The 12,384-nt window shown below is 70.2% G+C and carries 12 protein-coding genes; 8 read left to right on the forward strand and 4 right to left on the reverse strand.

The genetic code is table 11. The features are described from left to right. Window positions 1-36: 36 nt before the first annotated feature. Complete coding sequence (locus ACH4YP_RS22650; protein WP_398492064.1) at window positions 37-636, reverse strand: class I SAM-dependent methyltransferase; 600 nt, start codon at window positions 634-636, stop codon at window positions 37-39. 179 nt (window positions 637-815) lie between these two features. Here ACH4YP_RS22650 and ACH4YP_RS22655 point away from each other — a divergent pair, with 179 nt between their 5' ends. The 5 genes from ACH4YP_RS22655 (at window position 816) to ACH4YP_RS22675 (ending at window position 5,759) form a co-directional block, all read left to right on the forward strand. Further along, window positions 816-1,589 (forward strand): MHYT domain-containing protein, encoded by a 774-nt coding sequence (locus ACH4YP_RS22655; RefSeq protein WP_362068227.1) that lies wholly within the window; start codon window positions 816-818, stop codon window positions 1,587-1,589. 61 nt (window positions 1,590-1,650) lie between these two features. Continuing rightward, entirely contained in the window at window positions 1,651-4,218 is a 2,568-nt protein-coding gene (locus ACH4YP_RS22660) for a nitrate- and nitrite sensing domain-containing protein (protein ID WP_398492066.1), read from the forward strand. Continuing rightward, window positions 4,215-4,652 (forward strand): roadblock/LC7 domain-containing protein, encoded by a 438-nt coding sequence (locus ACH4YP_RS22665; protein WP_398492068.1) that lies wholly within the window; start codon window positions 4,215-4,217, stop codon window positions 4,650-4,652. The genes ACH4YP_RS22660 and ACH4YP_RS22665 overlap by 4 nt, the downstream gene beginning before the upstream one ends. A gap of 18 nt (window positions 4,653-4,670) precedes the next feature. Then, window positions 4,671-5,084: a DUF742 domain-containing protein gene (locus tag ACH4YP_RS22670; RefSeq protein ID WP_361054372.1), complete on the forward strand. Its 414-nt coding sequence runs from the start codon at window positions 4,671-4,673 to the stop codon at window positions 5,082-5,084. A 72-nt stretch (window positions 5,085-5,156) separates the two neighbouring features. Then, entirely contained in the window at window positions 5,157-5,759 is a 603-nt protein-coding gene (locus ACH4YP_RS22675; RefSeq protein WP_361054178.1) for an ATP/GTP-binding protein, read from the forward strand. Between the two features lie 104 nt (window positions 5,760-5,863). Here ACH4YP_RS22675 and ACH4YP_RS22680 read toward each other — a convergent pair whose 3' ends face one another. Further along, a complete protein-coding gene (locus tag ACH4YP_RS22680) occupies window positions 5,864-6,292 on the reverse strand; it encodes a PPOX class F420-dependent oxidoreductase (RefSeq protein ID WP_361054181.1) in 429 nt (142 codons plus the stop codon). Window positions 6,293-6,388: 96 nt separating this feature from the next. On the opposite strand from ACH4YP_RS22680, the gene ACH4YP_RS22685 reads away from it, so the two are divergent. Then, a complete protein-coding gene (locus ACH4YP_RS22685; protein ID WP_361054184.1) occupies window positions 6,389-6,802 on the forward strand; it encodes a roadblock/LC7 domain-containing protein in 414 nt (137 codons plus the stop codon). Window positions 6,803-6,926: 124 nt separating this feature from the next. Continuing rightward, on the forward strand, window positions 6,927-7,970 hold the full coding sequence (locus ACH4YP_RS22690; RefSeq protein ID WP_398492071.1) for a DUF6397 family protein: 1,044 nt from the start codon (window positions 6,927-6,929) through the stop codon (window positions 7,968-7,970). Between the two features lie 16 nt (window positions 7,971-7,986). On the opposite strand, the gene ACH4YP_RS22695 is transcribed toward ACH4YP_RS22690, so the two are convergent. Both ACH4YP_RS22695 and ACH4YP_RS22700 read right to left on the reverse strand, forming a co-directional pair. Next, window positions 7,987-8,859 (reverse strand): acyl-CoA thioesterase II, encoded by an 873-nt coding sequence (locus ACH4YP_RS22695; protein WP_361054190.1) that lies wholly within the window; start codon window positions 8,857-8,859, stop codon window positions 7,987-7,989. A 19-nt stretch (window positions 8,860-8,878) separates the two neighbouring features. Continuing rightward, the gene (locus tag ACH4YP_RS22700) at window positions 8,879-11,392 is read right to left on the reverse strand and encodes a DUF3516 domain-containing protein (RefSeq protein WP_361054193.1); all 2,514 of its coding nucleotides are present in this window, start codon (window positions 11,390-11,392) and stop codon (window positions 8,879-8,881) included. 145 nt (window positions 11,393-11,537) lie between these two features. On the opposite strand from ACH4YP_RS22700, the gene ACH4YP_RS22705 reads away from it, so the two are divergent. Next, window positions 11,538-12,332: a metal-dependent hydrolase gene (locus tag ACH4YP_RS22705; protein WP_398492073.1), complete on the forward strand. Its 795-nt coding sequence runs from the start codon at window positions 11,538-11,540 to the stop codon at window positions 12,330-12,332. Window positions 12,333-12,384: the final 52 nt, after the last annotated feature.

Here is a 12,384-nt window from a genome sequence, read left to right on the forward strand (position 1 = left end):
ACGCCGCAAGTCGCGCGAGCGTCTCGATGCCCGGCCTCAGGGGAGGCGTACGGCCAGCGCGAGGAACCGGGAGTCCTCGTCCACGTACGAGGTCAGACGCCAGCCGGAGCCGGACAGGAGCGGGCGGAGGTTCCCCTCTGCCCGCAGGTCGTCCGGTGTGATCCGGCGGCCCTGGCGTGCCGCGAGGGCCGCCCGGCCGATCGGGTGGAAGAGCGCCAGTGTTCCGTCGGGCCTCACGACCCTCGCCAACTCCCGCAGGTTCTCCGAGGGGTTCGGAAGGTGGGCGACGAGGCCGGCCGCGAACACGGCGTCGAGCGACTCCGAGCGGAGCGGCAGCCGCGCCACGTCGGCGAGCAGCAACTGCCCGTCCCGGTCGCGGCCCGCCCGTACCGCGGCCTCCAGCATGGCCCGGGTGAGGTCCGCGCCGAGGACCACTCCGGAGGGCCCCACGGCGTCCCTGAGGGGCGGCAGGGCGCGCCCCGTTCCACAGCCCGCGTCGAGCACCCGGTCGCCCTCCCGCAGCCCGAGTTCGGCGACGGCCGCCGCGTACACCGGACCGTCGTCGGGGAACCGGGCGTCCCAGTCGGCCGCGCGGGCCCCGAAGAACTCCTGGACATGCGTGTGGTCGTCGCTCATGCACCGCATGATCTCGCACCGGTGGGTGAGCGACGCGGTCGAACGCCGACATGGAGCACGGCGCGGTGCGCATGTTCGAGCGTGACACGATCGTTCCGGTGCATTGCTGCGCCATATTCCACCACCTTTCGAAACGCGCCCCCTTCGTGCGCTCCGGGCGGGACTAGCGTCCCGGAGCCATGGGACACCTGGACCACGCCACCTTCGGCTGGCTGACCCCCGTGCTGTCGTACGTGATGGCCTGCATCGGCGCCGCCCTCGGACTGCGCTGCACGGTCCGCGCGCTCGGCGCCTCGGGGCGGTCGCGCCGCAACTGGCTGCTCACCGCGGCCTCCGCCATCGGCACGGGCATCTGGACGATGCACTTCGTCGCGATGCTCGGCTTCAGCGTCAGCGGCACCGACATCCGCTACAACGTGCCACTGACCATGCTCAGCCTGCTCGTCGCCGTGGTCGTCGTCGGCGCGGGCGTGTTCGCCGTCGGCTACGGCCGCGACCGCGGCCGCGCGCTGGTGCTCGGCGGGCTCACCACCGGGCTCGGCGTGGCGAGCATGCACTACCTGGGCATGGCCGCACTGCGGCTGCACGGCGACGTCACCTACGACCCGGTGCTCGTCGGGATCTCCGTCCTGATCGCCGTGGTCGCGGCGACCGCGGCCCTGTGGGCGGCGCTGAACATCAAGTCGCCGATCGCCGTCGCCGTTGCCTCCCTCGTCATGGGCGGGGCGGTGAGCAGCATGCACTACACCGGGATGATCGCGGTCGGCGTGCGGGTCTCGCCCTCCGGCGACCTCCTGCCCGGGGCCACGGCGATGCAGTTCATCTTCCCCCTCGCCGTCGGCCTCGGGTCCTATCTCTTCCTGACATCGGCGTTCGTCGCGCTCTCCCCGACGGCGGGGGAGCGCGAGGCCTCCGCCTCGGCCCAGCGGCCCGTCGAGAGCGCCGCCCGCTAGCGGCGGCCCGGACCGGCGACCCGCCAGGTACGTCCCCCGAACCACTCCGAGCGAGGAGGCCATGCGTACACCCCGTAGGACCCCGACAGACGGCTCCCAGACACCGCCGAAGCCGGTGCGGGGCCGCCGCGCGCACGCCGGACCGCCGGCCGACGAAGGCTCCGGCCCGGAGGAATCCGCCGACACGGCACCCAGTGACGTACCCACGCGCGCGGGAGGCTGGAGCCTGCGTCCCCGGACCGTGCGGGCGAAGATCGTCTGCCTGCTGATGGTGCCCGTCGTCTCCCTGCTCGCCCTCTGGGCGTACGCCACCGTCACGACCGCCCAGGACGTCTCCAGGCTGCGGCAGTTGCAGCGCGTGGACTCCCAGGTCCGTGCACCGGTCGCCGCGGCCGTCGCCGCGCTCCAGGAAGAACGCACGGTGGCCGTCGGCTACGCGACCAAACCCGCCGCCGACCGGGCGGGCGACCTCAAGAAGCTGACGACACGCACCGACCGGGCCGTGGCGAAACTCCGGCTCGGGGACGACAGCACCGTCGCCGACAGCGAGGAACTGCCCTCCGGAGTGGCCGGACGCCTCGAAACCTTCGTCACCGGAGCCGAACAGCTCCGCTCCCTGCGGACCGCCGTACTCGACCGGAGGGCCGGCTGGCACGAGACGCATGAGCGGTACACCAGGACCATCGCGACGGCATTCTCGGTGGGCGGCGCGCTCACCGGCATCCAGGACGCGGAAATCGGCTCCGACGCGCGCGTGCTGCTCGAGTTCTCCCGGGCGGGTGAGGCCCTCGCGCAGGAGGACACAGTACTTACGGGTGCCCGGCTCGCCGGCACCCTCGACGGGCAGCGGCTCCGGATGTTCACCGGCGCGGTCGACACACGCAGGCTGCTCACCGAGTCGGCCGTCGCCGATCTGCGCGGCTCCGAACGAGTCGCCTGGCAGGGCCTGGTGGAGGGCAGCGCGTACGCCGACGTACACGCCGTCGAGAACGACGTGCTCGCGGCCGGTCCGGGCGGCAGGGCGCTCGGCGCCGCGCCCGAGGCGACCTGGAACGCGGCACACGCGCGCGTGCGGGACGACATGAGAACGATCGAGACGGACGCCGGCAGCGGTGTCGCGGACCGGGCCGACCCGCTCCGGCGTGGTCTGCTCGCCCCGGCCGGTGCCGCGGTGCTGCTGGGGCTCGTCGCCGTGGCCGCGTCGCTCGTCATCTCCGTACGCATCGGACGCGGCCTCGTCATCGAGCTGGTGAGCCTGCGCAACACCGCCCTGGAGATCGCCCGGCGCAAACTCCCGCACGCCATGCGGAAACTGCGCGCGGGGGAGGAGATCGACGTCCATGCCGAGGCTCCGCCAGGACCACCCGCGGAGGACGAAGCGGGACAGGTCGCGGAAGCGCTGACCACGGTGCACCGTGCCGCCCTGCGTGCCGCGGTGGAGCGCGCCGAACTCGCCAGCGGCATCTCCGGAGTCTTCGTCAACCTCGCGCGTCGCAGCCAGGTTCTGGTTCACCGCCAACTGAGCCTGCTGGACGCCATGGAGCGCCGCTCCGACGACCCGAACGAGTTGAGCGACCTGTTCCGGCTCGACCACCTCACCACCCGCATGCGACGCCACGCGGAGAGCCTGATCATCCTCTCCGGAGCCGCTCCCGGCCGTGCCTGGCGCATGCCGGTCTCCCTGACGAACGTGGTCCGTGCCGCCGTCTCCGAAGTCGAGGACTACGCGCGCGTGGAGGTACGACAACTCCCGGAGACCTCGGTCGTCGGAGCCGCCGTGGCGGACCTCACCCACCTGCTGGCCGAAATCGTCGAGAACGCAGCCCAGTTCTCACCACCCCACACCCGGGTGCGCGTCACCGGAGAGCCGGTCGGCAACGGCTACGCCGTGGAGGTCGAGGACCGCGGGCTCGGCATGGGCAAGGAGACACTCGCCGAGGCCAACCGCCGCATCGAGCAGTCCGAGGCCCTCGATCTCTTCGACAGCGACCGGCTCGGCCTCTTCGTGGTCAGCAGGCTCGCGGCCCGCCACGGCATCAAGGTCCACCTGCGGACCTCGCCCTACGGAGGCACCACCGCGGTCGTCTTGCTGCCCACGCCACTCCTGCAGGCCGCCGCGGAGGAACGTTCCGGTGGCCGCCGGGCGGACCGGGAAAAGGCCGCTGAACGCACGTACGCGCGCGTGCCCGGCCCCGCCCCGAAACACGACTCCGTAGAGGCACGTTCCGTTGAGGCACATTCCGTAGGGGCGCTGAACGAGCGGCCCGCTCTGGTGCCTCCCATACCGATCGAGGCGGAAGCCTCGTCCGAAGGCAAGCGCGAAGACCGTCCGCCGCCCGGCGTCACCACCCTGCGCCTGCATCGACCTGAGGACGACACCGTGGAATCCGACGAACTCCCACGGCGCGTACGACAAGCCAGCCTCGCCCCGCAGCTGCGTGAAGGACGGCCCGACGAGCCCGCGGAAGCCGCGCCTCACAAGGACGACGAGCGCACCCCCGAGGCGGTACGGGACCGCATGGCGGCGTATCGCGCGGGGTGGACCCGCGGCGGCGGCCGGGCACCAGGCCTCGGCGTCACCCCCGACCCCGTAGCGGGCAGCGACAGCAGCGAAGGAGACCCCGCATGATCCAGGAACCGGGCATGGGGACCGCCCAACGGTCCGGCGAACTCGACTGGCTGCTGGACGACTTGGCGCTGCGCGTCGCCGAAGTGCGGCATGCCGTCGTGCTGTCCAACGACGGGCTCGCGGTCGGCGCGTCCAGCGGCCTCAGGCGCGAGGACGCGGAGCATCTCGCCGCGATCGCCTCCGGCTTCCACAGCCTGGCCAAGGGGGCAGGCCGTCACTTCGGCGCCGGTGGCGTGCGCCAGACCATGGTGGAGATGGACGAGGGCTTCCTGTTCGTGGCGGCCGCCGGAGACGGCTCCTGCCTGGCTGTCCTGAGCGCCGTGACGGCAGACATCGGCCTGGTCGCCTATGAGATGGCGCTCCTGGTCAAACGGGTGGGGGAGCACCTCTACTCCGCGCCCCGCACTGTCGCTCACCCGCCCGCGGCCGGGTGAGCGACGATGCCGGCGCACATGGCCGAGGACCGGACAGGCCCTCCTGAACAGCCGGGCAGCCAGTGGTACGACAACGAGGCCGGGCCGCTCGTCCGCCCCTACGCGATGACGGGCGGACGCACCAAGTCCGGCCCGACCGGGGTGCGCTTCGACCTGATCGCGCTGGTCTCGCTCGACACGGGGGCACCCGACGTCCGCGACGACACCGGACTCGGTCCGGAACACAGAGCCCTCATCGAACTCTGCCGGATCGAGACCCAGTCGGTCGCCGAACTGGCCGCGGACGCCGACCTGCCCGTGGGTGTGGTGCGAGTGCTCCTCGGCGACCTCCTGGAACTCGGCTGCGTCAAGGTCAGCCGCCCGGTGCCGCCCGCGCAACTGCCGGACGAGCGCATCCTGCGCGAGGTCATCGAAGGACTGAGGGCCCTGTAGATGACGGATCACACCCCCTGCCACACATGTACTGATGCCGACAGCGGTCGGCACTCCCGAGAGAAGTGATCGATGGTCTCCGAACACTCCGACGACACCAGCGGTGAGACGGCCCTGGCGTTGAAGATTCTCGTCGCCGGCGGATTCGGCGTGGGCAAGACCACCCTGGTGGGCGCGGTCAGCGAGATCAGGCCGCTGCGCACCGAGGAACTGCTGAGCGAGGCGGGCCAGTCGGTGGACGACACCGACGGGGTGGACCAGAAGGTCACGACGACCGTGGCCATGGACTTCGGCCGCATCACCATCAGGTCGGGCCTGTCGCTCTACCTCTTCGGCACGCCGGGCCAGGACCGGTTCTGGTTCCTGTGGGACGAACTGTCGCAAGGGGCCCTCGGAGCCGTCGTCCTCGCCGACACCCGGCGGCTGGAGGACTGCTTCCCCGCGGTGGACTTCTTCGAGCACCGGCACATCCCCTTCGTGGTGGCCGTCAACTGCTTCACGGGCTCGCGGACGTACGGCGCTCACGACGTGTCGCGCGCCCTCGACCTCGACAAGGGAACGCCCGTGGTGCTCTGCGACGCCCGCGACCGCGACTCGGGGAAGGAGGTGCTGATACGTCTCGTCGAGTACGCCGGGCGGATGCACACCGCCCGGCTTCTCGACTCGGTCGGCTGACGCGAGGAGCTTCGCCCGGCCGGCACGAGGAACCTCGGTCGGCCGACGCGAAGAGCTTCAGCCGGCCGACGCGGGTCCCTCGCTCACCCGCCGCGCAGGCCCGCTCAGTTCGCGATGCCGCCTTCCGCGAGGACCTTCTCGATCCTCACGCGTACGAGGAGTTCGCCGGGCACGCCGTTGCGGGCGCCGAACTCCTCGGCCCGCTCCTCGCCCATGTAGCGGCCTCCGATCCGCCCGGCCCACAGCCGGAGTTCGTCGAGGTCCTCCGAGATCCGGGCACGCCCTTGCAGGACGACGTACGCGAACGGCGGCCGGTCGTCGTCCACGCACACGGCGACCCGGCCGTCGCGGGCCAGATTCCGTCCCTTGACGGTGGTCTTCGCCGTGTTGAAGACCAGGTCGTCCCCGTCCAGCAGAAACCAGATCGGCGCCACGTGCGGGCTCCCATCGGCCCGGACTGTCGACAACTTGCCAGTGCGGGTGCCGTTCGAGACGAAGGCCCGCCATTCCTCATCGGTCATCTTGTGTGCCATGCCCCTATCCTCCTTGCCCGGACGGCGGTGGTGGGGAAGGCTGGTTGATCAGATCCTCCGGCCAGGGGGAGCCACATATCCACGGGGAGACGGATCATGGCTGAGAACCAGGGACTTGGCTGGCTGCTGGACGACCTGACCGAGCGTGTGGAACACGTACGGCACGCGCTGGTGCTGTCGAACGACGGCCTGGTGACCGGGGCGAGCACGGGGCTCAGGCGGGAGGATGCCGAGCATCTCGCCGCCGTCTCTTCGGGCCTGCACAGCCTCGCCAAGGGGTCGGGCCGGCACTTCGGCGCGGGCCGGGTACGCCAGACGATGATCGAGTTCGACGACGCCGTGCTCTTCGTCACGGCGGCCGGCACCGGCAGCTGTCTGTGCGTGCTCAGTGCGGCGGAGGCCGACATCGGCCAGGTCGCGTACGAGATGACGCTTCTCGTCAACCGCGTCGGCGAACACCTCCACGTCGATGCCCGCCAGCCGGAACACTCACCCTCGATCGACCTCTGACCTGCGCAGACGCTCTGCCGTCAGAGTTATCCACAGGCTCTGCGGGAGTCGCGGCGAACCGGCTACGGTTTTTCTCGAAGCAAGCGCACGCAAGCGCACACCGCTGCTACGGGGGAGAACCACCATGTCCGGCAACACCATCACGCAGTCCGTCACGCCCGGCGCGAACACCGCCGCCGCTCTTGTGAACGCCACCGTCGTCGGCGCGAATCCGGCCGTCGATCCGGCGGCCCGGCAGACACTCGCACAGAGCCGCGCGGCACGGGAGCTGGGGCTCAAACGAGGCGAGTTCGACCTCGCCGTACGACTCGGTCGCATCCGAACCGTCCCGGACGAAGGCGGCGGAGGCCGTCGCGTGGCCCGCGCGGAGATCGACCGGGTGATGTCCGAGGACGGGTTCCCGGACGGGTTGAAGAAACGCGTCAAGGCGGTCGGTACGTCTGAGGGCGCGGCTCTCATGGATGTCACGGCAGCCAGGTTCACCAAGTTCGCACGCCTGGGCTTCGTGGTGCCCGTCAAGTTCTACCTGAACCGGTACAGGGCCGTCGTCTGGCTGTATCCGGCAGAAGAGCTGCGGCAGTTCGCCGAGGCCGAGGAGAACGCTCCGTTGTTGAACGGGCGTACACCAGAAGGGCTGCGCGACCAACTGGACGCGGGCCTGGACCTGAGGGCCCGGAACTGGCGAGGGCGTCACGTGGGCTTCCTGCTGCGACAGACCGAGGATCCCTGGGCCCGTGCCGCGGCCGTGGCCTCACTGCTCGATCCCGCGCAGGTCGCGGAGATCGTCGCCGATCCGTACGAGCGCGCCTACATGAACCGCTTCGATCCGGAACGGACCACGCACGGCGCGCCCGACTCGCCCGCCGCCCACGTCGCCGCACGGATCATGACGGCGGAGGACCCGGACGAGATCAGCTGGCTCCGGTCCGACCTGGCCAACACACTGCAAGAGGCGCGCGCACACCGCCGGGCGCCCCGGCCGACACCGAAGCCCCGGACTCCGGTGGTGAGTCGGGAACGGCCACGGTTGATCGAGGAGCGGCTACGGCTGGTCGAGGGACGGCGACAGCCCGGTGACGAGCAGCAACGGACCGAGGTACGACAGGCGATCCACGAGCCGGAACGCCCTCGACGCCTCCTCGGCTGGCTGCGCCGCAGAAACCCCTGAGCTGAGCAGAGGGCGGTCAGCCCTCGAGCTTGCGGAACAGTCCCTCCTGGACGACGGAGACGAGCAGGCGTCCCTCCAGGTCGTAGATCCGGCCCCGGGCCAGCCCTCGGCCACCGGTCGCGATCGGCGACTCCTGGTCGTACAGGAACCACTCGTCGGCCCGGAACGGCCGATGGAACCACATCGCGTGGTCCAGGGACGCCATGTCGAAACCGCGCTGGCCCCAGAGGGGTTCCACCGGGATGCGGACGGCGTCCAGGAGTGTCATGTCGCTCGCGTAGGTGAGCGCGCAGGTGTGGACCAGCGGGTCGTCGCCCAGCGGACCGACGGCACGCATCCACACGGCGCTGCGCGGTTCGGCGTGCTCGATCTCCTCGGGGGTCCAGCGCAGCCGGTCCGCGTAGCGGATGTCGAAGGGCTGGCGCCTGGCCATGCGCTCCAACGTCTCGGGGAGCGCGCCCAGATGCTCCTTGATCTCCTGAGTGACGTTCGGGAGCGACTCGGGATCCGGGACCTCACGGGCCGGCGGCAGCTGGTGCTCGAAGCTCCCTTCCTCAGGCTTGTGAAAGGAGGCGGTCAGATTGAAGATCGTGCGGCCCTGCTGCACGGCGGTGACGCGGCGCGTGGTGAACGACCGGCCGTCGCGGACCCGTTCGACCTGGTACACGATCGGTACGCCCGGCCGGCCCGGGCGCAGGAAGTACGCGTGCAGCGAGTGCACGGGGCGTTCGCCGTCCGTGGTACGGCCGGCGGCGACCAGGGCCTGGCCCGCCACCTGCCCGCCGAAGACCCGCTGCAGGGACTCCTCGGGGCTGCGGCCACGGAAGATGTTGACCTCGATCTGCTCCAGGTCGAGCAGGTCGACCAGTCGCTCCGCTGGATTCGTCATGTGTCGCGTTCTCCTGTGCTCACAGCTGGCCGACGTCGGTGACCTTGACGATGGCGCGGCCCTCGGCGTCGGAGGCCACGAGGTCGACCTCCGCGCTGATACCCCAGTCGTGATCGCCGTTCGGGTCGGCGAAGGCCTGGCGAACGCGCCACAGTCCGTTCTGCGGCTCCTCCTCGATGAGCAGCAACTTGGGTCCGCGCGCGTCGGGGCCGGTACCGAGGTCGTCGTACTCGTCCCAGTACTTGTCCATCGCCTCGCCCCAGGCGTCGGCGTCCCAGCCGGACTCGCCGTCCATCTCGCCGAGTTCCCGGACGTGGTCGAGGGCGGCGAGCTCGACGCGCCGGAACATGGCGTTGCGGACGAGCACCCGGAAGGCACGGGCGTTGGCGGTGACCGGTTTGACCTGGTCGGCCCGCTCCTGGGCCTCCTCGGCCGTCATCACCTCCGGGTTGGCGAGCTGCTCCCACTCGTCGAGGAGGCTGGAGTCGACCTGACGCACCATCTCGCCGAGCCAGGCGATCAGGTCCTCCAGGTCGTCCGACTTCAGGTCGTCCGGGACGGTGTGGTCGAGGGCCTTGTAGGCACTCGCCAGGTAACGGAGGACGATGCCCTCGGTGCGGGCAAGCTCGTAGTGGGACACGAACTCCGTAAAGGTCATGGCCCGTTCGTACATGTCACGGATGACGGACTTCGGGGAGAGAGGATGGTCGCCCACCCACGGATGGCTCGTGCGGTAGGTGTTGTACGCGTGGAGGAGGAGCTCTTCCAGCGGCTTGGGGTACGACACGTCCTGGAGCCGCTCCATGCGGTCCTCGTACTCGACGCCGTCCGCCTTCATCGCCGCGACGGCCTCGCCGCGGGCCTTGTTCTGCTGGGCGGCGAGGATCTGCCGCGGATCGTCCAGGGTGGACTCCACGACGGACACCATGTCCAGGGCGTACGAGGGCGACTCGGGATCCAGGAGTTCGAACGAGGCCAGCGCGAAGGTCGACAGCGGCTGGTTGAGGGCGAAGTCCTGCTGCAGGTCGACGGTGAGCCGCACGATGCGCCCCTCGGCGTCCGGCTCGTCGAGCTTCTCCACCACTCCGCCGTCGAGGAGCGAGCGGTAGATGGCGATCGCCCGCCGGATGTGCCGCAGTTGCTGCTTGCGCGGCTCGTGGTTGTCCTCCAGCAGATGCCGCATCGCGGCGAAGGCGTTGCCGGGCCGGGCGATCACCGACAGAAGCATCGTGTGAGTGACCCGGAAGCGCGAGGTCAGCGGTTCCGGATCGGACGAGATCAGTTTCGCGAACGTGTTCTCCGTCCAGGCGACGAAGCCCTCCGGCGCCTTCTTGCGGACCACCTTGCGACGCTTCTTCGGATCGTCGCCCGCCTTGGCGAGGGCCTTCTCGTTCTCCACGACATGCTCGGGAGCCTGCGCCACCACGAAGCCGGCCGTGTCGAAGCCCGCCCGTCCGGCACGGCCCGCGATCTGGTGGAACTCCCGCGCGCGCAGCGTCCGCACCCGGGTGCCGTCGTACTTCGTCAGAGCCGTGAACAGCACGGTGCGGATGGGGACGTTGACGCCGACACCGAGCGTGTCCGTGCCGCAGATGACCTTCAGCAGACCGGCCTGCGCCAGCTTCTCCACCAGGCGTCGGTACTTGGGCAGCATGCCGGCGTGGTGCACACCGATGCCGTGTCGTACGTAACGGGAGAGATTGCGGCCGAACTTGGTGGTGAAGCGGAAGTTACCGATCAGCTCGGCGATCTGGTCCTTCTCCTCGCGCGTGCACATGTTGATGCTCATCAGCGCCTGCGCCCGCTCCACGGCCTGGGCCTGTGTGAAGTGCACGATGTAGACGGGCGCCTGCCTGGTCTCCAGAAGCTCGGTGAGCGTCTCCGTGAGCGGCGTCAGCTTGTACTCGTAGGAGAGGGGCACGGGCCGGGTCGCCGAGCGGACGACCGAGGTGGGACGGCCGGTGCGCCGGGTCAGGTCCTCCTCGAACATCGAGACGTCGCCGAGTGTCGCCGACATCAGGATGAACTGGGCCTGCGGCAGTTCGAGGATCGGGATCTGCCAGGCCCAGCCGCGGTCGCCCTCGGCGTAGAAGTGGAACTCGTCCATCACGACCTGGCCGACATCGGCCCGCTTGCCGTCGCGCAGCGCGATGGACGCCAGGACCTCGGCGGTGCAGCAGATGACGGGCGCGTCGGAGTTCACGGACGCGTCGCCGGTCAGCATGCCGACGTTCTCGGTGCCGAACATCTTGCACAGCTCGAAGAACTTCTCCGAGACGAGCGCCTTGATCGGCGCCGTGTAGAAGGTGACCTCGTCCCGGGCGAGCGCCGCGAAATGCGCACCCGCGGCGATCATGCTCTTGCCGGAACCGGTGGGCGTCGAGACGATCACGTTCGCACCCGAAACCACCTCGATCAGCGCCTCCTCCTGGTGGGGGTAGAGCGTGAGACCGCGTTCCCCGGCCCACGACTCGAAGGCTTCGTAGAGGGCGTCGGGATCTGCGGTCTTCGGCAGCTGATCGATAAGGGTCACGCCCCCATCTTGCCTGTGAACGCCCTTGAGGGGGGAATCGGCTGCGGGACGGAAGATCACGAACGCTACGCTGTGGCGCCGACGGAGCGTCAGCGCGCCTGGGCAACTGGCTGTCAGTACAAGTGGAATGGGGCGGGGTACGGCGATGATGGGACCAGCACACTCACTGTCGGGAGCGGCGGCCTGGCTGGGCGTCGGAGCCGCGGCGGCCGCCACGGGACACACGATGCCCTGGCCGGTCCTCCTGGTCGGCGCACTGATCTGCGCGGGCGCGGCACTCGCCCCGGATCTGGACCACAAGGCGGCGACCATCTCGCGGGCTTTCGGACCCGTCTCGCGAGGGCTGTGCGAGATCGTCGACAAGCTTTCCTACGCCGTCTACAAGGGGACCAGGAAGGCGGGCGACCCGCGTCGCTCCGGCGGGCACCGCACCCTGACGCACACCTGGCTGTGGGCGGTGATGATCGGCGCCGGAGCCTCGGCCATCGCAATCACGGGGGGCCGCTGGGGAGTCCTGGCACTCCTCTTCGTGCACATAGTGCTCGCGATCGAGGGGCTGCTCTGGCGGGCGACGCGCGGTTCCAGCGCCGACATCCTCGTGTGGCTGCTGGCCGCGACGAGTGCCTGGATCCTCGCGGGAGTACTGGACAAGCCGGGCAACGGCGCCGACTGGCTGTTCACCGCGCCGGGCCAGGAGTACCTGTGGCTCGGACTGCCGATCCTGCTCGGCGCGCTGGTGCACGACATCGGGGACGCGCTGACGGTGTCGGGCTGCCCGATCCTGTGGCCCATCCCGGTCGGCCGCAAGCGCTGGTACCCGATCGGACCGCCCAAGGCGATGCGGTTCCGGGCGGGCAGCTGGGTCGAGCTGAAGGTCCTGATGCCGGCGTTCATGGTGCTTGGCGGAGTGGGCTGCGCGGCCGCTCTCAACTTCATCTGAACGACCACGACCGCCGGCGAGCGCCGTTCCCCGACCCCGACCCCGACTTCGA

Origin of the sequence: Streptomyces sp. NPDC020747 (assembly GCF_044334695.1) — a bacterium.
Classification (GTDB): Bacteria; Actinomycetota; Actinomycetes; order Streptomycetales; family Streptomycetaceae; genus Streptomyces.